General features: G+C 54.0%; 20 protein-coding genes, 2 pseudogenes and 1 riboswitch. Of the genes and pseudogenes, 13 read left to right on the top strand and 9 right to left on the bottom strand.

Going from position 1 to position 20,379, the window contains the following annotated elements; genetic code table 11:
• Positions 1-60: 60 nt before the first annotated feature.
• Positions 61-969, bottom strand: coding sequence for a uridine diphosphate-N-acetylglucosamine-binding protein YvcK (yvcK, locus tag J4614_RS10210; RefSeq protein WP_001246032.1), 909 nt, complete (start codon positions 967-969; stop codon positions 61-63).
• A 264-nt stretch (positions 970-1,233) separates the two neighbouring features.
• Positions 1,234-1,378, top strand: a riboswitch (molybdenum cofactor riboswitch).
• Here yvcK and moaA point away from each other — a divergent pair.
• From moaA to J4614_RS10170, 9 genes and pseudogenes are all read left to right on the top strand, one after another.
• Positions 1,366-2,355 carry a GTP 3',8-cyclase MoaA gene (gene moaA, locus J4614_RS10205; protein WP_000168180.1) on the top strand — a complete coding sequence of 330 codons (990 nt, stop codon included), beginning with the start codon at positions 1,366-1,368 and terminating at the stop codon, positions 2,353-2,355. (Overlaps the previous riboswitch by 13 nt.)
• Positions 2,356-2,376: 21 nt before the next feature.
• Positions 2,377-2,889, top strand: coding sequence for a molybdenum cofactor biosynthesis protein B (gene moaB / locus J4614_RS10200; RefSeq protein ID WP_000084604.1), 513 nt, complete (start codon positions 2,377-2,379; stop codon positions 2,887-2,889).
• Positions 2,890-2,891: 2 nt separating this feature from the next.
• Complete coding sequence (moaC, locus tag J4614_RS10195; RefSeq protein ID WP_000080894.1) at positions 2,892-3,377, top strand: cyclic pyranopterin monophosphate synthase MoaC; 486 nt, start codon at positions 2,892-2,894, stop codon at positions 3,375-3,377.
• Positions 3,370-3,615: a molybdopterin synthase sulfur carrier subunit gene (moaD, locus tag J4614_RS10190; RefSeq protein WP_000598596.1), complete on the top strand. Its 246-nt coding sequence runs from the start codon at positions 3,370-3,372 to the stop codon at positions 3,613-3,615. Before moaC ends, moaD begins: the two co-directional genes overlap by 8 nt.
• A 1-nt stretch (position 3,616) precedes the next feature.
• Positions 3,617-4,069, top strand: a complete 453-nt coding sequence (gene moaE / locus J4614_RS10185; protein WP_000545204.1) for a molybdopterin synthase catalytic subunit MoaE — start codon at positions 3,617-3,619, stop codon at positions 4,067-4,069.
• A gap of 47 nt (positions 4,070-4,116) precedes the next feature.
• Entirely contained in the window at positions 4,117-4,821 is a 705-nt protein-coding gene (locus J4614_RS10180) for a Bax inhibitor-1/YccA family protein (protein ID WP_000373611.1), read from the top strand.
• Positions 4,822-4,966: 145 nt separating this feature from the next.
• Positions 4,967-5,674, top strand: coding sequence for a Bax inhibitor-1 family protein (locus tag J4614_RS10175; RefSeq protein ID WP_063916615.1), 708 nt, complete (start codon positions 4,967-4,969; stop codon positions 5,672-5,674).
• Between the two features lie 23 nt (positions 5,675-5,697).
• Positions 5,698-5,865: pseudogene (locus tag J4614_RS22125) on the top strand (hypothetical protein); the annotation flags it as partial.
• A pseudogene (locus J4614_RS10170) lies at positions 5,864-6,106 on the top strand (hypothetical protein); the annotation flags it as partial. The pseudogenes J4614_RS22125 and J4614_RS10170, both read left to right, overlap by 2 nt.
• A gap of 2 nt (positions 6,107-6,108) precedes the next feature.
• Here J4614_RS10170 and J4614_RS10165 read toward each other — a convergent pair.
• Genes J4614_RS10165 through J4614_RS10155 form a run of 3 tightly spaced genes read right to left on the bottom strand, consistent with a single transcriptional unit; the run spans position 6,109 to position 9,067 of the window.
• The gene (locus J4614_RS10165; protein ID WP_001129824.1) at positions 6,109-7,071 is read right to left on the bottom strand and encodes a YbhN family protein; all 963 of its coding nucleotides are present in this window, start codon (positions 7,069-7,071) and stop codon (positions 6,109-6,111) included.
• A complete protein-coding gene (gene clsB, locus J4614_RS10160) occupies positions 7,071-8,312 on the bottom strand; it encodes a cardiolipin synthase ClsB (protein ID WP_000649639.1) in 1,242 nt (413 codons plus the stop codon). The genes J4614_RS10165 and clsB overlap by 1 nt, the downstream gene beginning before the upstream one ends.
• Positions 8,309-9,067: an endonuclease/exonuclease/phosphatase family protein gene (locus J4614_RS10155; protein ID WP_208293163.1), complete on the bottom strand. Its 759-nt coding sequence runs from the start codon at positions 9,065-9,067 to the stop codon at positions 8,309-8,311. The genes clsB and J4614_RS10155 overlap by 4 nt, the downstream gene beginning before the upstream one ends.
• 132 nt (positions 9,068-9,199) lie before the next feature.
• Between J4614_RS10155 and J4614_RS10150 the strand changes: the two genes are divergently transcribed.
• Positions 9,200-9,610: a YbhQ family protein gene (locus J4614_RS10150; RefSeq protein WP_000871970.1), complete on the top strand. Its 411-nt coding sequence runs from the start codon at positions 9,200-9,202 to the stop codon at positions 9,608-9,610.
• On the opposite strand, the gene J4614_RS10145 is transcribed toward J4614_RS10150, so the two are convergent.
• The 5 genes from J4614_RS10145 to cecR form a co-directional block, all read right to left on the bottom strand.
• Positions 9,572-10,678: an ABC transporter permease gene (locus J4614_RS10145; RefSeq protein ID WP_000469050.1), complete on the bottom strand. Its 1,107-nt coding sequence runs from the start codon at positions 10,676-10,678 to the stop codon at positions 9,572-9,574. The genes J4614_RS10150 and J4614_RS10145 overlap by 39 nt on opposite strands.
• Before the next feature lie 99 nt (positions 10,679-10,777).
• Entirely contained in the window at positions 10,778-11,908 is a 1,131-nt protein-coding gene (locus tag J4614_RS10140) for an ABC transporter permease (protein WP_000045762.1), read from the bottom strand.
• Positions 11,901-13,637: an ATP-binding cassette domain-containing protein gene (locus J4614_RS10135; protein ID WP_001287616.1), complete on the bottom strand. Its 1,737-nt coding sequence runs from the start codon at positions 13,635-13,637 to the stop codon at positions 11,901-11,903. Before J4614_RS10135 ends, J4614_RS10140 begins: the two co-directional genes overlap by 8 nt.
• A complete protein-coding gene (gene hlyD / locus J4614_RS10130) occupies positions 13,630-14,625 on the bottom strand; it encodes a secretion protein HlyD (protein WP_000743431.1) in 996 nt (331 codons plus the stop codon). Before hlyD ends, J4614_RS10135 begins: the two co-directional genes overlap by 8 nt.
• Complete coding sequence (gene cecR, locus J4614_RS10125) at positions 14,625-15,299, bottom strand: transcriptional regulator CecR (protein WP_183051692.1); 675 nt, start codon at positions 15,297-15,299, stop codon at positions 14,625-14,627. Before cecR ends, hlyD begins: the two co-directional genes overlap by 1 nt.
• A 229-nt stretch (positions 15,300-15,528) precedes the next feature.
• Between cecR and rhlE the strand changes: the two genes are divergently transcribed.
• The 3 genes from rhlE (at position 15,529) to ybiB (ending at position 20,246) form a co-directional block, all read left to right on the top strand.
• On the top strand, positions 15,529-16,890 hold the full coding sequence (gene rhlE, locus J4614_RS10120) for an ATP-dependent RNA helicase RhlE (RefSeq protein ID WP_000007065.1): 1,362 nt from the start codon (positions 15,529-15,531) through the stop codon (positions 16,888-16,890).
• Between the two features lie 207 nt (positions 16,891-17,097).
• Positions 17,098-19,242 carry an ATP-dependent DNA helicase DinG gene (gene dinG, locus J4614_RS10115; protein ID WP_208293162.1) on the top strand — a complete coding sequence of 715 codons (2,145 nt, stop codon included), beginning with the start codon at positions 17,098-17,100 and terminating at the stop codon, positions 19,240-19,242.
• Between the two features lie 29 nt (positions 19,243-19,271).
• The gene (ybiB, locus tag J4614_RS10110) at positions 19,272-20,246 is read left to right on the top strand and encodes a DNA-binding protein YbiB (RefSeq protein WP_208293161.1); all 975 of its coding nucleotides are present in this window, start codon (positions 19,272-19,274) and stop codon (positions 20,244-20,246) included.
• Positions 20,247-20,379 lie beyond the last annotated feature (133 nt).

The following is a 20,379-nucleotide window of genomic DNA, read 5'->3' as shown; positions in this document are numbered from 1 at the left end:
CCTGTTTACCCTTCGGTGTAAACAGGCATCTGATAAGCGCAGCGTCGTCGGTAAACGGGCTTAACCCAACGCCTGTAGCGCTTTTTCCAGCGCATTGTGTAGTAACTGACGATCGTGGCGATAGGGGATATCGCTGGCCTCCAGCACTTCCTGAATCACCACCCGATCGTTCACCGCACTGACGTCAACTTGCGGTCCAACCACCACTGCGTCAATGACTTTTTTGCCAATATATTGCTCCATCATCGCCAGCTTATCGACCAGCGTTAAACTGGCGGCGGGCAGACTCAGTTCGCGGCCCAGATTGCCGATATACACCATTGGCGCCGGGGTGCGCCGCAGCGCCTGCGCCAGTTCATCAAGCAGCAGGCAAGGCATCAGGCTGGTATAAAAACTGCCAGGGCCAATCAGAATCAGATCCGCGTCATTAATGGCCTGTACCGCTTCCCGCGTCGCCGGAACGTTTGGCGTTAACATGATCTCCTGCGGCGGCGTCGCTAACTGATCGATATTCACCTCGCCATAAATCTCATGCCCCTGATCGTCAATCGCCATCAGATCTACCGGTAGCTCCGACATCGGGATCAGCTGCGCGTCCACTTTAAGCAGATTACGAATTAAATTAATCGCTTCCAGAGGCCGCACGCTCAGGTGATCTAACGCCTTTAACATCAAATTTCCGAGGTTATGACCAGAAAGTTCGCCATTACCGCCAAAACGATACTCAAACATAGCGGATGCGACGCTGGGTTCGGTTATTAACTGATTCAGACAGTTGCGCATATCGCCCCAGGCGATTCCGCCTTCCGAGCGGCGAATACGGCCAGTTGACCCCCCGTTATCTGTGGTAGTCACAATGCCGGTCAGGCGCGAACCTAATGAAGAAAGCGAGGAGAGGACGCGTCCTAATCCATGCCCTCCGCCGAGGGCAACGACACGATCAAGGTCAGCCAGCGTACGATTGCGCATAAAAATTCCTGAAGTCAAATAAGCAGCGCTACAGTAGCGCAAGTCGCGGGTTTTCAGCAATTAGCCGACCGGCTAAAAGACAATTAATTATTCCCGACTACCCCTTTATAGCGAGGGCGTTACCACGGCTAAATGATATATATCAATGTAAAAGTGTGATTTTCACGTATTCTGTCGCTAAATAGCACGATCATATCGATATGTATATGTTTATATAGCGAAAGCGTGATGGCGAAATTGTCATTTACACGCTAGTATCGGCGTAACCACAGTAAACACTCTAGCCTCTGCACCTGGGTCATTTTTGATATGGTGCTTTGGCCGTGACAACGTTTAACGTTTGCCACCAGGGCGCAGGAAGAAATGACTCCGCCTCCCGTATTTGGAAAGGTGTACATGGCTTCACAACTTACCGATGCTTTCGCGCGTAAGTTTTACTACTTGCGTTTGTCGATTACCGATGTGTGCAACTTTCGTTGCACCTACTGTCTGCCGGATGGCTACAAACCTGGCGGCGTTACTAACAACGGTTTCCTTACCGTCGATGAAATTCGTCGCGTTACGCGCGCTTTTGCCAGTCTTGGCACGGAGAAGGTGCGTCTTACCGGCGGCGAGCCTTCATTACGCCGCGATTTTACCGACATCATTGCCGCCGTAGGTGAAAATGATGCTATTCGCCAGATCGCGGTGACCACTAACGGTTATCGACTGGCGCGCGATGCCGCGAACTGGCGCGAAGCGGGGCTGACGGGCGTCAATGTTAGCGTGGATAGTCTGGATGCGCGTCAGTTCCATGCGATTACCGGTCAGGACAAATTCCGCCAGGTGATGGCGGGCATCGATGCCGCCTTTGACGCCGGTTTCGAAAAGGTGAAAGTCAACACCGTGCTGATGCGCGACGTGAATCACCATCAGTTGGATACCTTCCTTGCCTGGATTCAGCCTCGCCCCATTCAGCTACGCTTCATTGAACTTATGGAGACGGGCGAGGGGAGCGATCTCTTCCGCAAACATCATATTTCGGGTCAGGTATTACGCGACGAGCTGATTAAGCGCGGCTGGATCCACCAGCTCCGCCAGCGTAGCGATGGCCCGGCGCAGGTTTTTTGTCATCCCGATTACGCCGGTGAGATCGGTCTCATTATGCCGTACGAAAAAGATTTCTGCGCCACCTGTAACCGCCTGCGTGTTTCGTCCGTCGGTAAGCTGCATTTATGTCTGTTTGGCGACGGCGGCGTGAGTTTACGCGACCTGTTACAGGATGATGCGCAGCAATACGCGCTTGAGGAACGTATTTCCGACGCGTTGCGGGAGAAAAAGCAGACCCATTTCCTTCACCAGAGCAATACTGGTATTACGCAAAATTTATCTTACATTGGCGGTTAATCCTTAATAAGGAGATTTCAGATGAGTCAGGTCAGCGCTGAATTTATCCCGACCCGCATCGCTATTCTTACTGTTTCCAGCCGACGCGGCGAAGAAGACGACACCTCCGGTCATTATCTGCGTGATTCGGCGCAGGAGGCCGGGCATGAAGTGGTGGCGAAAGCCATCGTTAAAGAAAACCGTTACGCGATTCGCGCCCAGGTTTCCGCCTGGATCGCCAGTGATGAGGTGCAGGTCGTATTGATAACTGGCGGGACCGGTTTGACCGAAGGCGATCAGGCGCCGGAAGCGCTGTTGCCGCTGTTCGATCGTGAAGTGGAAGGATTTGGCGAAGTGTTTCGCATGCTCTCGTTTGAAGAGATCGGCACCGCAACTCTGCAGTCGCGCGCGGTAGCTGGCGTGGCGAATAACACCTTGATTTTCGCCATGCCGGGCTCCACAAAAGCGTGCAGAACCGCATGGGAGAATATCATTGCGCCGCAGTTGGATGCCCGTACACGCCCATGTAATTTTCACCCTCATTTAAAGAAATAACGATGTCGCAATTAACCCATATAAACGCCGCAGGCGAAGCGCACATGGTGGACGTTTCCGCGAAAGCGGAAACCGTTCGTGAAGCGCGTGCGGAAGCATTCGTTACCATGCGTAGTGAAACGCTGGCGATGATTGTTGATGGCAAACACCACAAGGGCGATGTTTTCGCGACCGCCCGAATTGCCGGTATTCAGGCCGCCAAACGCACCTGGGAGCTGATCCCGCTGTGCCACCCGCTACTGCTAAGTAAAGTGGAGATTCAGCTTCAGGCCGAGCCGGAGCATAACCGTGTACGTATTGAGTCTCTGTGCCGTCTGACCGGTAAAACCGGCGTCGAAATGGAAGCATTAACCGCGGCGTCCGTCGCGGCGTTAACCATCTACGACATGTGCAAAGCGGTACAAAAAGATATGGTAATTGGTCCGGTGCGCCTGCTGGCGAAAAGCGGCGGCAAATCGGGGGATTTTAAGGTGGATGCGCATGATTAAGGTGCTTTTCTTCGCCCAGGTTCGCGAGCTTACAGGAACTGATGCGCTGGATCTTCCAGCAGATTTTTCCACCGTTGAGTCGCTGCGACAGCATCTGGCGACAAAGAGCGATCGTTGGGCGCTGGCGCTGGAAGACGGCAAGCTGTTGGCGGCGGTCAACCAGACGCTGGTAAGTTTTGACCACCCGCTGACGGCGGGCGATGAAGTGGCGTTTTTCCCGCCAGTCACGGGGGGCTAACATGCACGAAACGCGAATTGTAGTCGGCCCTGCGCCGTTTAGCGTCGGGGAGGAATATTCCTGGCTGGCGGCGCGCGACGAAGACGGCGCGGTCGTCACCTTTACCGGAAAAGTGCGCAATCATAACCTGGGCGATAGCGTTAAGGCGCTGACGCTGGAGCATTATCCCGGCATGACTGAGAAAGCTCTGGCGGAGATCGTCGCGAAGGCGCGTTCCCGCTGGCCGCTGGGGCGGGTCACGGTGATTCATCGCGTTGGCGAATTATGGCCGGGCGATGAGATTGTGTTTGTCGGCGTCACCAGCGCGCACCGCAGTAGCGCGTTCGATGCCGGTCAGTTCATTATGGATTATCTGAAAACCCGTGCGCCGTTCTGGAAGCGTGAAGCCACGCCGGAAGGCGATCGCTGGGTCGAAGCGCGCGACAGCGACCAGCAGTCGGCGAAACGTTGGTAGCAGAATGTGATACGCTTTAGGGTATCATTTCCACACAGGAGTTCATCATGGACAGATTTCCACGATCTGATTCAATAGTGCAGGCGCGGTCCGGCCTGCAGACCTATATGGCGCAAGTGTATGGCTGGATGACGGTCGGACTGTTACTGACCGCGTTTATCGCGTGGTATGCGGCTAATACGCCAGCCGTCATGATGTTTGTCTTTTCCAGTAAGATCACCTTCTTTGGCTTAATTATTGCCCAGCTTGCGCTGGTGTTTGTTCTGTCGGGACTGGTGCATAAACTTAGCGCCGGAATGGCGACCACGCTGTTTATGCTCTATTCGGCGCTAACCGGATTGACGTTATCCAGTATTTTTATCGTTTACACCTACTCCTCTATCGCCAGCACCTTTGTGGTGACGGGGGGAATGTTTGGCGCCATGAGCCTGTACGGGTACACCACTAAACGCGATCTTAGCGGTTTCGGCAATATGCTGTTTATGGCGCTTATTGGTATCGTTCTGGCCTCGCTGGTCAATTTCTGGCTGAAGAGTGAAGCGCTGATGTGGGCGGTAACCTATATCGGGGTGGTGGTGTTTGTCGGTCTGACGGCCTATGACACGCAGAAACTGAAAAATATCGGCGAGCAAATAGATACCCGCGATAGCGCTAATCTGCGTAAATATTCGATTCTCGGCGCGTTAACGCTGTACCTGGACTTTATCAACCTGTTCCTGATGTTATTGCGTATTTTTGGCAATCGCCGCTAATTATATTGATCTCTTAAAATCCTGGCCCTGCGCCAGGATTTTTTTAGGACTATATTTAGGGCGAAACAGCATAGATATCTTAGAAATATTTTCCTGCGCTTGCCATTCTTATCACCGTGATCATGTGAAGAGTGATAAATGACAAGTGGGCCCTCTGGCTGCAATACGTATACGGCAAATAGCATTTATTCCCGCGACAATGTTATCCCTTACCTATTGGTATACTGCGTTGGGACTATGGTGTACCGCCGGCATTATATGGTTAACGTTGTATACTCATTTTTTGATAACCTACGTTCAACCTGTTGTTGTTTTGTGGATATCAACACTTTTGCTTGGCCTGGGGTATGGGGCCATTACCTGTCTTTCCCGCTTTGGCACTGTTGTCGCAACGTTGATATATATTGCCATCATTACGCTTACCGGCGTGTCATTAGCTTACCTTTTCTCAGGTGGCGCGACCATTTTCGTGATTGTTGGAATCATGTTTAGTCTTAATGCCTTATTTATTTTCTACCTGAATATCAGTTCTGGTCTATTCAGGCCGTTAATTTTTATGGCGGTAAGCGGGATCATCGCTGCGATAGTTGTCAATAGCCTGGTGGCCAGTAGCACTCTGGTCTGGATAGTCAGTGTGCTGACGGTATTAGTATGGACATTGATTACAGCGCTAGAAAAATCCACGCTTCATGGTTATGCCCGCATGTTATACCACAGCGAGTTTTCATCCCTGCCTCGTTGCGCTTTATTTGGCGCGCTGACGCTTTACCTTGGTATTATTAATGCTGTGGTTACGCTGTGTCGTTATATCATTTTGATGATTCTGGAAATACTATTATCTTTCAGGCCGTAGGCGTGGCAGGTTTTTTATTCGGGTTGGTGATGATGGGTATAATGAGTAAATTATGTGGCAAACAATTTTGGTTAGCGTTTTGTGAAGCTAAAGACGTCACTCGCGCCATTAAAAATGGCGGCGAGGATTTTAATAAGAAATGCCCGCCAGCGCTAATTTCTCATTTCAATACCGGATTGTCATGGGAATATGAACGGGGTCATTATTTACCGGTATGCGCTATTGCTGGCCATTATTTCCGTTACGTTGGCAACGTTCTGTACCCTGTCATCAGTATTCATGGGCGAGTTTCACGAAGTGCTCCTGCTGCTGTTTAGCTGGTCATTGCTGCTTTTTTCCCGCTTACAGATGAATACGTCTTTTTTCTCAGCATATGTTTATTTTTACCGGATAAAACGCGTTGTGCTGGAAAGCGAAAACGCGTCTGCTTAAATTTATTTCGCCATCGCCCGCTCGTTTTTCGCCCGCAGCTTCTTCGCCCGGCTTTCCAGGATCAGGTAGCACACCAGCGCCAGCAACAGGGGAATAAAATAGTAAAGCACGCGGTACGCGAGCAGGGCGGCGATAATCGTGCCTTGCGACGTATGTTCGCCCGCCAGCAACGCGAGGAATACGGCCTCCAGCACGCCGATGCCTGCCGGAATATGCACGATGACGCCCGCGATACTGCTCACCAGCAGTACGCCCAGCACAAAGAAATAGTTCACATCCTGACCCATCAGCAGCCAGATGATGGCGCCCATCGCCATCCAGTTCGCGCTGGAGATCGCCATCTGCGCCAGCGCGAATTTCCATGATGGCAGCACCAGTTTCTGCCCTTTAATCGTCATATGCCGCCGCTTTGCAAAGGCGCAAAACCACAGATAGACCGCGATAATCAACAATAAAACGATACCGAGAATACGTAGCGTGCCTTCATCGATATACCAGTGGTCGGGAAGCTGGACAACGCCGAAGGTAAAAATGATGCCGCCCAGCAGAATATAGCCCAGCCAGTTAGTGGTAATGCTGAGCGAGAAAATGCGCGTGATAGTACTGCCGGGCAACCCGAGGCGAGAGTATAGTCGGTAACGCATCCCGATCCCGCCGACCCAGGTGCTGAGCGTCAGGTTAAAGGCATAGCAGACGAACGATACCAACATCACCTGTCGCTTCGCCAGTTTATGGCCGCAATAAAGCCGTCCAAGCAGGTCGTAGCAGCCGTACAGAAGATAGCTAACGATCACCAGTCCTACAGCGCTTAAAAGCGCCGTGCGGTTATAGTCGCGGATGACGGTCCAGACATCACCCCAGTCGACCTTTTTAGCATAAACCACCAGCAGAACGACGACCGCAATAAAAAACAGCCAGGTCAGCACTTTTTTAGCCAGCCGCCAGCGCGGATGCGATTTAGCCATTAGGGCTTCACTCCTGTATTTTCTGGATCAACGCGATCCTGGGTTTCCATTTCTGGCTGGGCAGGCGGGGGAACCTGCGCCAGATGCGGGGTATGCGCAGGTAGCCAGCCGACTAGCGCCGGGAAATGACGTAAAAAGTGGAACGCCAGCACGCTTTTGGTCAGGTTCCACCAGGTGCGTTTCGGCAGCATAGACTCATCGACCTGCTTACAATCATTCACGATGATGCCTTGTAAGTTATCGCGGAGGGTCTGGTTAAAAGTACGATCGTGAATGATCAGGTTAGCTTCAAGGTTAAGCGACAGGCTGAGCGGATCGAGATTACTCGACCCTACCGTGGCCCAGTGATCGTCCATCAGCGCCACCTTGCCATGCAGCGGACGGCGTCGGTATTCATAAACCTGCACGCCGCCCTTCACCAGATAGTTATAGAGCAACCGCGCGCCGACTTTGACTATCGGCATGTCTGGTTCCCCCTGGACAATCAGTTTTACGCTCACGCCACGGCGGGCGGCTTTACGCATTGCGTGGAGCAAGCGATAGCCGGGGAAAAAATAGGCGTTAGCGATAATCACTTCACGCTTTGCCTGGGTCAGCATTTTCAGATAATGACGTTCGATATCGTCACGGTGCTCTTCGTTATCCCGCCAGACAAACAGCGCCTGCGCTTCGCCGGGGTGACGGTTTTCTTCAGCCTGGTGATGGCGCTTCCACCAGCGGCGCGCGGGGCTTTGCCCCGGCAGATTCTCGACTTCGAATTGCAGGATATCGGCCACAACAGGCCCTTCGACCCGTACCGCGTAGTCTTGTTTCGCCTGCGGGCCGTAATCCGACATATGTTCGGCGGAGTAGTTAATGCCGCCGACAAAAGCAATACGATCATCAATCACCACAATTTTGCGGTGCATTCGGCGGAAGATATTGGTTCGCAACCCCAGTAGACGCGGGCGGGGGTCGTAATAGCGAAAAATCACGCCCGCCGAGGTTAATTCGCCGACAAACGCGTCGCTGAGATCGGGAGAGCCGTAGCCGTCGAGTAATACTTCGGCTTTTACGCCGCGCTGTGCGGCTTTTAGCAGAGCGGCATGGAGTTTTTTACCCACCTCATCTTCAAACAAGATAAAGGTTTCCAGAATGATTTTTTGCTGTGCCTGAGCGATAGCCTCAAACACGGCAGGATAGAACTGGTCGCCGTTTTCCAGTAGCTGAATTTGATTACCTTCACGCCAGCCGCATTTCATAGATGGATCTCCGCGCTAAGGGGGGCATGGTCTGATAAATGTCGCCAGTTCCGCAGCGGTAGTGCCGTAGGAGAACTGGCGTTCGCATTCTTGACGTAAATACGATCGAGTCGCAGCAGCGGCATACTCACCGGGAATGTGCGCGCCGGTCGGCCATGGGCACGGGTGAATATCTCCTCCAACCCGGCCGCGTTTAACGGCGGGCCGGCCTTTTGCCGCCAGTCATTAAAGTCTCCGGCCACCAGCACCGATTCTGATTCCGGCAAGGCATTCACCCATCCCGCCAGCATGGTTAGCTGTGCCTGGCGGTGACTCTCCCGCAGGCCGAGATGTACGCACATGACGTGGATAGGGCGGTTGAGCATGGGCGGCGTAATGCGGCAATAGAGCACGCCGCGTTTTTCGCTACCGCCGACCGAGACGTCGCGATTTTCATAATGTTCAATGGGATAGCGAGAAAGAACCGCGTTACCGTGGTGGCCTTCCGGATAGACCGCATTGCGGCCATAGGCGAAATCGCTCCACATGGTGTCGGCCAAAAATTCATAGTGGGTAGTGTCCGGCCAGTTTTCGATATGCAGCGGATGTACTTCATGCGCGCCCATCACTTCTTGCAGACAGACGATATCGGCGCCGACCGTTCTGACGGCGTCGCGCAGCTCCGGCAGGATGAAGCGTTTATTAAAGGCGGTAAAACCTTTGTGCGTATTAATTGTGAGCACTTTGAATGAAAAATTTCGCGTGTGTTGAGTCATTTTCTTCCTGTCCGCGTCACTATCCTGATTGAAATAGTGTAGTCGTCGTCACAAAAAGATGCGGTCTTACGGAATTTTCCGTAAAGTTCGGTACTCTGAATAATGAGAGAAAAATGCTTCAGGAGAAAAGCCATGAAGTGGCAACAACGCGTTCGTGTCGCAACCGGCCTCGGTTGTTGGCAGATTATGTTGCATTTACTGGTAGTGGCGATGCTGGTAATAGGCTGGATGAGCGGCACATTAGTGCGCGTCGGCCTGGGATTATGCGTGCTTTATGGCGTGACGGTACTGCTGATGCTGGCGTTGCAGCGCCATCATGAGCAACGCTGGCGCGATGTGGCGGATGTGCTGGAAGAGCTGACTACCACCTGGTACTTCGGCACCGCGCTGATTGTCCTCTGGCTGCTATCCCGCGTATTGCAAAACAATGTCTTACTGGCTCTGGCGGGGCTGGCTATCCTGGCCGGGCCCGCCGTAGTCTCGCTACTGGCGAAAGATAAAAAGCTACATCACTTTGCGTCTAAACATCGCATACGCCGCTGAACCCGTGGTGGCCGCTATCACCAGTAGCGGCCACAAACTTCCCCAGACAATCCCCAGACTCGCATCCTTAAGATAAATTTGCTTGGTAATATCAGTAAAGTGGCGGATAGGGTTTATCCACGTCAGGTTTTGCAGCCAGACCGGCATATTTTCCACTGGCGAGACATACCCCGAGAGCAAAATCGCTGGCATCATAAAGACAAAAACGCCGATAAACGCCTGCTGTTGCGTGGCGCAAAGCGATGATATCAGTAAGCCAAAGCCTACCAGCGACAGCCCGTAAATCACCATCGTGAAATAAAACAGCGCTAACGAACCGGCGAAGGGAATTTGGTATGCCCAAATGCCGATAGCCAGCACGATCGTGGCCTGGAAGGTCGCGACAATCAGCGCCGGCACCGCTTTACCAACGAAAATCTGCCAGGTGGTGAGCGGAGAGACCAGCAGCTGATCCAGAGTGCCTTGTTCACGCTCGCGGGCGACGGACAGCGAAGTGACGATCATCACGCCAATAGTGGTGATCATGGCGATCAGCGAGGGCACCACAAACCACTTGTAGTCCAGATTCGGGTTATACCAGTTGCGTACCACCAGTTCGCTATTGTTGGGCTTTGGCTTGCCGTCCATCAATGTCTGCTGATACTCCTTGACGATCTGTTGCAGATAATTGGCGGCGATTTGCGCGCTGTTGGAGTTACGTCCATCAAGAATGAGTTGCATCGGCGCAGGCTGGAAGGTATCCAGATTCCGCGAGAAATCCGCCGGGAAGCGCACCAGCAGCAGCGCTTTTTGCGTATCGATAGTCGGCTGGATCTCCTGCGGACTGTTCAGCAATAGCACATGGGTAAACGCTTTCGCGCGGGCAAAGCGCTGGGTAAGTTCTACCGAATGTTTGCCGTTATCTTCGTTGTAGATAGCGATAGTCGCGTTAGTGACTTCAAGCGTCGCGGCGAATGGAAACAGGATGACCTGAATCAGCACCGGCAGAATCAGGATCGCGCGCGTTTGTGGTTCGCGTAAAAGCGATTGCAGTTCTTTGCGAATTAATGTCCATAAGCGATGAAACATAGAACCTTCCTCATGTCGGGTGGCGCTACGCTAACCCGACCTACATGGCCCGTAGGCCCGGTAAGCATAGCGCCACCGGGCAAAATACGAGCGCCAGAGTTAATCCAGCCGTCGTTTGGTTTTTAGCCACGTAAGGCCAATAAACATCACCGCCGAGGCGATTAAAAACAGTACGTTAACGCCTAACACGACCGGAATATTGCCGGCCAGAAACAGACTTTGCAGGGTGCTAACAAAATAACGCGCCGGAATAATATAGGTCACCGCGCGGATCACCGCAGGCATACTGTCTATCTGGAAGATAAACCCGGACAGCATAATCGAGGGTAAAAAGGCGGCGTTCAGCGCCACCTGCGCGGCGTTAAACTGGTTGCGAGTGATGGTGGAAATCAACAGCCCCATCCCCAGCGTACTCAGTAAAAACAGACTGGTGATGATAAACAGAATCACCAGCGAACCGCGATACGGCACGCCGAGAATAAACACCGATACCAGCATACAGAGCAGCATCGCCAGCATACCGAGAAAGTAATAGGGAATAAGCTTACACAGCAGCAGTTCAACACGCGTCACTTCGGTTGAGAGCAGCGCCTCCATCGTGCCGCGCTCCCATTCGCGGGCAACGACCAGCGAGGTGAGGATTGCGCCAATTACCGTCATGATAATGGTCACCGCCCCGGGAATAATAAAATGCTGACTGATCGCCGCCGGGTTAAACCAGTAGCGCGTCTGGACGTCGATGAGCGGTTCAAAGGTGTCGCCGCGATCTTCCGCCCGCTGCTGTTGCCAGATTTGCCAGATGCCTTCAACATAACCCTGAACGAAGTTGGCGGTGTTTGGCTCGCTGCCGTCGGTAATCACCTGAATCGGCGCGCTGTCACCGGCGCGCGCCATTTGCTGCGCGAAATCCACCGGAATCACCACCAGTCCGCGAATGCGTCCGGCCTGCATTTTTTCAATTAATTCATGGCGATTATCGCTAATGGTCGCGTCGATATAGGGTGAACCGGTCATCGCATGAGTGAAATCCAGCGCCTCCTGGCTTTGCTGTTCAAGCAGAATCCCCACCCGCAGCTTGCTGGAGTCGAGGTTAATGCCGTAACCAAAAATAAACAGCAACAGCAGCGGGATCACCACCGCAATCAGCCAGCTACTGGGATCGCGCACGATCTGGCGCGTCTCTTTGACGCACAACGCACGCACGCGGCGCCAGGAGAGAGACTTACTCATGCGTATGCTCCTTATCCCAGTCATTGATGAGAGTGATAAAGGCCTGCTCCATCGTCGGATCGGCCTGTTGCTCATCGGCGGCCTGCGCTTTGAGATCGTCCGGCGTACCGCTGGCGATAAGCTTCCCGCGATAAACCAGTCCGATGCGATCGCAATATTCCGCCTCATCCATAAAGTGGGTCGTCACCATTACCGTGACCCCTTTTTCCACCATGCTATTAATGTGCAGCCAAAATTCACGGCGGGTGAGGGGATCAACCCCGGATGTTGGTTCATCAAGGAATAAAATATCCGGTTCGTGCATCAGCGAGCAGGCCAGCGCCAGTCGCTGTTTAAAACCCAGTGGCAGCGCATCGGTGGGATGCGACGCGATGCTTTTCAGACCAAATGCTTCACTCATGCGCTGAATTTTTTCATTTTGCGCGCGGCCCCGCAAACCGTAGACGCCGGAGAAAAAACGCAGATTCTGCTCAACCGTCAGGTTGCCGTAAAGAGAAAATTTTTGCGCCATATAGCCCAGATGCTGACGGGCTTTGCCGGAGCTGACTTTCAGGTCCATATCCAGCACCAGCGCCTTGCCGGATGTCGGCACCAGCAGGCCGCACATCATTTTAAAGGTGGTTGATTTACCCGCGCCGTTCGGGCCGAGCAGGCCAAAAATCTCGCCGCGCTGTACGACGAAATTAACATGGTCCGTGGCCGCGAAATCGCCAAATTTTTTCGTCAGTTCCTGCGCTTCAATCACCGTTTCGCCGGCAGTGCCTTCAACCGTATGCAGGATTGAACCCAGCGGAGACTCCGAGGTTCCCGCTCCGCCAAGCAGATCGATAAACGCATCTTCGAAGCGCGGCGCGGTCTCATTGAGGGTGATTTCCGGCATCCCTTCGGCCTGGCGAATATCTGCTGCGGTCGCCTCTTTTTTCAGGATCAGGCGTACCGAACGTCCCTGAATCATGCCGTCGCTCACCTGCGGCAGTCTGAGCGCTCTCTGTAGCAACTTACGGTTGTTTTCCTGTGGACTGCTCATCAGAAAGCTACGACCGGCCATCGTTTGCGTCAGCGCTTTAGGTTCGCCCTGATAGAGCAGCTCGCCTTCATTCATCAGCAGCACATCGCGACACTGTTCGGCTTCATCCAGATAGGAGGTGCTCCATAAAATCAGCATCCCGTCGCCCGCCAGCTCGTGGACCATCTGCCACAACTCGCGCCGTGAAATCGGGTCAACGCCAACGCCCGGTTCATCCAACAGCAGCACTTTCGGTTCGCCGACCAGCGTACAGGCCAGCCCCAGTTTTTGCTTCATCCCGCCGGACAATTTTCCTGCTAGACGGCCAGTGAAAGGGCCGAGGGCGGTAAACTCCAACAAACGGGCAAAGGTCTTTTCCCGTATCTCGCCGGTAACGCTGCGCAAATCGGCATAGAGATTAAGGTTCTCCATGACGGTAAGATCTTCATACAGACCGAATTTCTGCGGCATATAGCCCAGAACCGCGTGCAGCTCGCTGTCGTTTTGTATCGGGTCGAAGCCCAATACGGACGCGCTGCCGCCATCGGCTTTGAGCAGGCCCGCCAGCATACGCATTAGCGTGGTTTTTCCTGCGCCGTCCGGCCCTACCAGCCCGGTGACATAACCGGAATGAATGGTACAGTCGAGCGGCGCGACGGCGGGTTTATCCATTCCCGCAAAGCGCTTCGTCAGACCGTGCAGCGTAATAACGGCCTCACTCATGCCGTGCCTCGTCATTAAATTTCACCGTGACTGGCATCCCCTGGCGTAACGCATCGTCCGCATCGGTGACGATAATGCGCAGGCGATAGACGAGATCGGTACGCAGATCCGGCGTTTCGACGGTTTTCGGCGTAAATTCCGCGGTGGGCGAAACGAAACCAATCTTGCCGTGGTAAGGTTTGTCAGGACGACCGTCGGTATACAACAGAATGTCGCGCCCCGGTTGCGTCTGACTGAGGTTGCGTTCATCAACATAGGCGCGCACCCAGACGGGGCGGGTCAGCGAGAGCGTTAATACCGTGCTGCCGGCGTTCAGCATACTGCCAGGCTCGACCGCGCGGGTGAGCAAGGTTCCGTTGGCAGGCGCGATAAGCGTAGTGTCCTGTAAATCAAGCTGCGCCTGCGCCAGTTGGGCCTTTGCCTGTTCCAGGCTGGCTTTCGCCTGGGCGATATCCTGTTCACGATTACCGGTACGGTACTGGCTCAGTTTATCCTGCGCGGACTTCAGCGTCGCCTGCGCCTGATCGCGCGATGAGCGGGCGTTTTCCAGATCGTTAGCGGAAATGGTGCGGCTTTTCCACAATCCTTGCTGACGGTTATAAAAGTTTTGCGCGTAGTCATAAGCGGCTTGTGCCTGTCTGACGGCGGCGGCGGCCTGGGCTATCTCTTCATCGCGATAGCCTGCCAGCATCAAATCATATTGCGCCTGCGCGACCGACACGCCAGCTTTCGCCTGCATCAGCGCGTTTTCGTATGGCGCGTGATCCAGTTCGCCGAGCACCTGTCCGGCTTTGATGGCATCGCCTTCATCAACATTTAGCGACGCCAGCCTGCCGCCGACGCGAAAGCTGATATTGACGGTACGGATATCGACATTACCGTATAGCGTCAGCCCATCGTCCTGCCGACTTTGATACCACCAGGTTCCACCGGCAATCACAGCGACGATCGCTGCGATTGCCAGTCCGATAACGACAGGTTTTTTCATCAGTCCAGACTCCTTTGCGTTAAACCGTGCAGAATAAGATCGATGTGGCAGGTTACCGTCTGGTAAATCAGCTCCGCTTTTTCTTCATCAAACTGCGGCCAGCCGGTACGTAACAGAATAGTTTCTTTGCCGAGACGGAACGCCAGCACTTCGCCCAGTAAGGCATGGGTATGCAAAATCATGCGCGTATCATTGGTGTCGCAGCCGGTATAAGCGGCAACCAATCTTGTCAGATGGGTGTGCAACGGATCGATAACCTGTTCATGAACCAATTGATAGGCCGACGTGGGAGAGAGCTGCTCGCGTGAAATGAATTTGCTCAGGTTAACGGTGTCTTCCTGCGTCAGCAGCATAATCATGTTCTTGCAGGCGAGCAGAATAAGCTCGCGTATGGCGTCCCGGTCAGGGACAGGCTGGCTAAACAGACGTTCCGCTTTTTCAGCATGGGGGCGAAATTTTTCGCCAAGAAAATCGGCAATCCACTGGGCGCAGGCGAGGTATAAATCCTCTTTTGAGCCGAAATAGTAAGTAATAGCGGCAATATTTTGCCCCGCCAGCGCGGCGATATCGCGCGTGGTGGCATGGAGGCCATACTCGCCAAACTGCGCCAGCGCGGCGGCAATGAGCTGACTTTTCGCCTGCTCGCCCTTGGTGGTCGTGGTGGTAATATTCATCACACGCCCTAATTCTTAATCAATCGATTGATTAAGACTATGACTCATAATGGCACTTGTCCAGTGTGGTCGATTAATTTGTCTTTGCCACCTTCCGGGATAATTTATGCGCCGCATCACAAAAACTGCTACACTCCGCCCCTTCATGACATTGTGGTTTTTGTCATTCCAAATTTGAGCATCTCCCTGAAAACTACACCGGCAACGGTCGGGGCGGTCCGGAGTAGTTATGTCTTTTGATTCCCTGGGATTAAACCCTGATATCCTGCGCGCCATTGCCGAGCAGGGTTACCGTGAACCTACCCCTATTCAGCAACAGGCGATTCCTGCCGTGCTGGAAGGCCGCGATCTGATGGCCAGCGCCCAGACCGGAACCGGTAAAACGGCGGGTTTTACCCTGCCATTGTTGCAGCATCTGATTACCCATCAGCCGCACGCTAAAGGTCGTCGCCCGGTGCGCGCATTGATCCTCACGCCAACCCGCGAGCTGGCGGCGCAAATTGGCGAAAACGTCAGAGATTACAGTAAATATCTCAACATTCGCTCGCTGGTGGTATTTGGCGGCGTAAGCATCAATCCGCAGATGATGAAACTGCGCGGCGGCGTGGATGTGCTGGTGGCGACGCCGGGACGTCTGCTCGACCTGGAACATCAAAATGCCGTGAAGCTGGATCAGATTGAGATTCTGGTACTGGATGAAGCCGACCGTATGCTGGATATGGGCTTCATTCATGACATTCGTCGCGTGCTGGCGAAACTGCCGGCGAAGCGTCAGAATCTGCTGTTCTCCGCCACGTTCTCCGACGACATCAAAGCGCTCGCCGAAAAGCTGTTGCGCAACCCGCTGGAAATCGAAGTGGCGCGCCGCAACACCGCCTCAGAGCAGGTAACGCAGCACGTGCACTTTGTCGATAAAAAACGTAAGCGCGAACTGCTGTCACAAATGATTGGCCAGGGCAACTGGCAGCAGGTGTTGGTCTTCACCCGCACCAAGCATGGCGCGAACCATTTGGCGGAACAGCTTAACAAAGACGGTATTCGCAGCGCGGCGATCCACGGTAATAAATCGCAGGGCGCACGTACCCGCGCGCTGGCCGATTTTAAATCCGGCGATATTCGCGTGCTGGTGGCGACGGATATTGCGGCGCGTGGTCTGGATATTGAAGAGCTGCCGCACGTGGTCAACTATGAGCTGCCGAACGTGCCGGAAGATTATGTACATCGTATTGGCCGTACCGGTCGCGCGGCGGCAACTGGCGAGGCGCTGTCGCTGGTCTGTGTTGACGAGCATAAACTGTTGCGTGATATCGAAAAGTTGCTGAAAAAAGAGATCCCTCGCATTACGACGCCGGGCTATGAGCCGGACCCGTCGATTAAAGCGGAGCCGATTCAGAATGGCCGTCAGCAGCGCGGCGGCGGCGGTCGTGGTCGCGGACAAAATCAGGGGGGAGCGGGGCGCAGTCAGCAGCCGCGACGTCAGGATAGCGGGGCGGCGAAGGCGAAACCAAAACCGCGCACAGGCGAGGGGAAACCCGCTGGCGACAAAGCACGTCCGCCGCGTCGCCCGCGCAGAATCACGCCTGCCCAGTAAATTTTATCCGGCAACATGCCCGGTAGCGCGACGCTTACCGGGCCTACGGACTATGCAAATACGTAGGCCGGATAAGGTGCTTGCACCGTCATCCGGCAAAATACACATCGCGTTGCGAGCCGCCTTCCAGAACCGGTAAAAAAGGTACTTCCCGCCCCTGAAATGTGACACAATAGTGGCTGTTTATACAGTACTTCAGGTTTTCTCATGGCATTGACCGCTGCGCTGAAAGCGCAAATCGCCGCCTGGTATAAGGCGCTTCAGGACCAGATTCCCGACTTTATTCCCCGTGCGCCGCAGCGGCAGATGATTGCTGACGTCGCCAGAACGCTGGCCGGGGAAGAAGGGAGACATCTGGCTATTGAAGCGCCGACCGGCGTCGGGAAAACCCTCTCCTATCTTATTCCCGGTATTGCCATTGCCCGGGAAGAGCAAAAAACACTGGTGGTCAGTACCGCTAACGTGGCGTTACAGGATCAGATCTTTAGCAAAGATTTGCCGCTGCTACGAAAAATCATCCCCGATCTGCGCTTTACCGCCGCCTTTGGCCGCGGGCGTTACGTGTGTCCGCGAAACCTGGCGGCGCTCGCCAGTAGCGAGCCTACGCAGCAGGATCTGCTCGCCTTTCTTGATGACGAACTGACGCCTAACAACCAGGAAGAGCAAAAGCGCTGCGCCAGGCTGAAAGGGGATCTTGACGGTTACAAATGGGATGGTCTGCGGGATCATACCGACATTGCTATTGACGACGATCTGTGGCGGCGATTAAGTACCGATAAAGCCAGTTGTCTGAACCGCAACTGTCACTATTACCGCGAATGTCCATTCTTTGTCGCCCGACGTGAAATACAGGAAGCGGAAGTCGTGGTGGCGAATCACGCGCTGGTAATGGCGGCGATGGAAAGTGAAGCCGTACTGCCGGAACCAAAGCATCTGCTGTTGGTACTGGATGAAGGTCATCATCTGCCCGATGTCGCTCGCGATGCGCTGGAGATGAGCGCGGAAATTACCGCCTCCTGGTATCGCTTGCAACTGGATCTGTTCAGCAAACTGGTGGCGACCTGCATGGAGCAATTTCGCCCTAAAACCACGCCGCCGTTAGCGAATCCTGAGCGACTTAACGCCCATTGCGAGGAGGTATACGAACTGATCGCCTCGCTCAATGCCATTCTTAATCTGTATATGCCCGCAGCGCAGGAGGCGGAGCACCGTTTTGCAATGGGCGAGTTGCCTGATGAGGTCATGGAAATCTGTCAGCGACTGGCGAAGCTGACCGAGACGCTGCGTGGGCTGGCGGAATCCTTTCTCAACGATCTCAGCGAAAAAACCGGGTCGCACGATATTGTGCGTTTGCATCGGGTGATTTTACAGATGAACCGGGCGCTGGGAATGTTCGAGGCGCAAAGTAAATTATGGTGGCTGGCTTCGATGGCGCAGTCTTCAGGCGCGCCGGTGTCCAAATGGGCGACGCGTGAAATACGCGAAGGGCAACTCCACGTCTGGTTCCATTGTGTCGGTATCCGCGTCAGCGATCAGCTGGAAAGATTGTTATGGCGCAGCGTACCGCACATTATTGTCACCTCGGCGACACTGCGCTCGCTCAATAGCTTTTCGCGCCTGCAGGAAATGAGCGGCTTAAAAGAAAAAGCCGGCGACCGCTTTGTGGCGCTGGATTCGCCGTTTAATCATGTGGAACAGGGGAAACTGGTGATTCCTCAAATGCGCTACGAACCCACCATTGATAACGAAGAGCAGCATATTGCCGAAATGGCAGCCTATTTTCGAGAGCAACTGGAGAGCAAAAAACATCATGGTATGCTGGTACTGTTCGCCAGCGGGCGGGCGATGCAGCGTTTTCTGGAGCATGTCGCTGATGTGCGCTTACTCCTCCTGGTTCAGGGCGACCAGCCGCGTTACCGGCTGGTGGAGCTACACCGTAAACGGGTGGAGAGCGGCGAACGCAGCGTGCTGGTTGGGCTTCAGTCTTTTGCCGAAGGGCTGGATCTTAAAGGCGAGCTGCTGACGCAGGTCCATATCCATAAAATTGCCTTCCCGCCGATCGACAGCCCGGTTGTGATCACCGAAGGCGAATGGCTAAAAAGCCTGAATCGTTATCCGTTTGAGGTACAAAGCTTACCAAGCGCGTCTTTTAATTTAATTCAGCAGGTAGGGCGATTGATCCGTAGCCATGCCTGTCGGGGAGAAGTGGTCATTTATGATAAGCGGTTGTTGACCAAAAACTACGGACAGCGTTTACTGAATGCCTTACCTGTTTTTCCGATAGAGCAGCCTGCCGTGCCAGACGTTATAGTAAAACCAAAAGCAAAACCTGCACGCCGCCGACGGCGTTAATGCTGTGAGCACACTTCAAGGAGCTTTCAATGGATTATCGCAAGATCATCAAAGAGATCGGGCGAGGTAAAAATCACGCCCGCGATCTGGATCTGGACACCGCGCGCGGTTTGTATACCCGAATGCTGAATGGCGACATCCCCGACCTGGAAATGGGCAGTATATTGATGGCGCTGCGTATTAAAGGCGAAGGCGAAGCCGAAATGCTGGGCTTTTATGAAGCCATGCAGAATCATACCATCAAACTGACACCGCCCGCAGATAGGCCGTTGCCGGTCGTTATTCCCAGCTATAACGGCGCGCGTAAACAGGCGAATTTAACGCCGCTGCTGGCTATCCTGCTGCATAAATTGGGCTTTCCAGTCGTATTACACGGCGTCAGTGAAGATCCGACCCGTGTACTGACGGAAACAATATTTGCGCTGATGGGGATTGTCCCCACTCTACACGGTGGACAAGCGCAGGCCAAACTGGACGGGCACCAGCCGGTGTTTATCCCGGTGAGCGCGCTCTGCCCGCCGCTGGAAAAACAGCTGGCGATGCGCTGGCGGATGGGTGTGCGCAACAGCGCGCATTCACTGGCCAAGCTGGCGACGCCATTTGCTGAGGATGCCGCGCTGCGTTTATCAAGCGTTTCTCACCCTGAATATGTCCCGCGTGTGGCGACCTTTTTTAGCCGCATTGGCGGGCGGGCTTTGCTGATGCATGGTACCGAAGGCGAAGTCTATGCCAACCCGCAACGCTGTCCGCAAATCAGCCTGATTGATAGCCGTGGTGTGCAGGTACTGCATGAGCGTCAGAGCGACACGCACGACGAGCCGCTTTTACTGCCTGCGACTAAAGATCCTGAAATCACCGCGCGCTGGATTGAGCGCTGCCTTGCCGGCCACGAGCCGGTGCCGCAATCATTAAAAACGCAAATGGCCTGTTGTCTGGTTGCGACGAGAGAGGCGGCGACGTTAGAAGACGGGCTTGCGCGCGTCGAACAGGCTTTTAGCGAATAAAAAAAGCCCGTCCAGTGGCGGACGGGCAAATAAGGGTAACAAACAGGGTTAATGAGGGTTGGAGCAGTGGGTCTGTTGGCAAACAGACGAGGGTAATACCCGTCAGAATTCAAACAACAGCGATGTTACAGCC

This window comes from Salmonella sp. 32031103-2018-00083-FB-01-SM-01 (assembly GCF_017571995.1).
In the GTDB taxonomy this organism is placed as follows: Bacteria; Pseudomonadota; Gammaproteobacteria; order Enterobacterales; family Enterobacteriaceae; genus Salmonella; species Salmonella enterica.
Note: the sequence above shows the minus strand (reverse complement) of the source record. Positions and strands in the feature narration are given on the sequence as shown.

What these genes read in the sequence shown, in the direction of transcription:
- yvcK (WP_001246032.1), bottom strand. Translation starts at nt 969, where the DNA reads ATGCGCAATCGTACGCTGGCTGACCTTGATCGTGTCGTTGCCCTCGGC.
- moaA (WP_000168180.1), top strand. Translation starts at nt 1,366, where the DNA reads ATGGCTTCACAACTTACCGATGCTTTCGCGCGTAAGTTTTACTACTTG.
- moaB (WP_000084604.1), top strand. Translation starts at nt 2,377, where the DNA reads ATGAGTCAGGTCAGCGCTGAATTTATCCCGACCCGCATCGCTATTCTT.
- moaC (WP_000080894.1), top strand. Translation starts at nt 2,892, where the DNA reads ATGTCGCAATTAACCCATATAAACGCCGCAGGCGAAGCGCACATGGTG.
- moaD (WP_000598596.1), top strand. Translation starts at nt 3,370, where the DNA reads ATGATTAAGGTGCTTTTCTTCGCCCAGGTTCGCGAGCTTACAGGAACT.
- moaE (WP_000545204.1), top strand. Translation starts at nt 3,617, where the DNA reads ATGCACGAAACGCGAATTGTAGTCGGCCCTGCGCCGTTTAGCGTCGGG.
- J4614_RS10180 (WP_000373611.1), top strand. Translation starts at nt 4,117, where the DNA reads ATGGACAGATTTCCACGATCTGATTCAATAGTGCAGGCGCGGTCCGGC.
- J4614_RS10165 (WP_001129824.1), bottom strand. Translation starts at nt 7,071, where the DNA reads ATGGCTAAATCGCATCCGCGCTGGCGGCTGGCTAAAAAAGTGCTGACC.
- clsB (WP_000649639.1), bottom strand. Translation starts at nt 8,312, where the DNA reads ATGAAATGCGGCTGGCGTGAAGGTAATCAAATTCAGCTACTGGAAAAC.
- J4614_RS10155 (WP_208293163.1), bottom strand. Translation starts at nt 9,067, where the DNA reads ATGACTCAACACACGCGAAATTTTTCATTCAAAGTGCTCACAATTAAT.
- J4614_RS10150 (WP_000871970.1), top strand. Translation starts at nt 9,200, where the DNA reads ATGAAGTGGCAACAACGCGTTCGTGTCGCAACCGGCCTCGGTTGTTGG.
- J4614_RS10145 (WP_000469050.1), bottom strand. Translation starts at nt 10,678, where the DNA reads ATGTTTCATCGCTTATGGACATTAATTCGCAAAGAACTGCAATCGCTT.
- J4614_RS10140 (WP_000045762.1), bottom strand. Translation starts at nt 11,908, where the DNA reads ATGAGTAAGTCTCTCTCCTGGCGCCGCGTGCGTGCGTTGTGCGTCAAA.
- J4614_RS10135 (WP_001287616.1), bottom strand. Translation starts at nt 13,637, where the DNA reads ATGAGTGAGGCCGTTATTACGCTGCACGGTCTGACGAAGCGCTTTGCG.
- hlyD (WP_000743431.1), bottom strand. Translation starts at nt 14,625, where the DNA reads ATGAAAAAACCTGTCGTTATCGGACTGGCAATCGCAGCGATCGTCGCT.
- cecR (WP_183051692.1), bottom strand. Translation starts at nt 15,299, where the DNA reads ATGAATATTACCACCACGACCACCAAGGGCGAGCAGGCGAAAAGTCAG.
- rhlE (WP_000007065.1), top strand. Translation starts at nt 15,529, where the DNA reads ATGTCTTTTGATTCCCTGGGATTAAACCCTGATATCCTGCGCGCCATT.
- dinG (WP_208293162.1), top strand. Translation starts at nt 17,098, where the DNA reads ATGGCATTGACCGCTGCGCTGAAAGCGCAAATCGCCGCCTGGTATAAG.
- ybiB (WP_208293161.1), top strand. Translation starts at nt 19,272, where the DNA reads ATGGATTATCGCAAGATCATCAAAGAGATCGGGCGAGGTAAAAATCAC.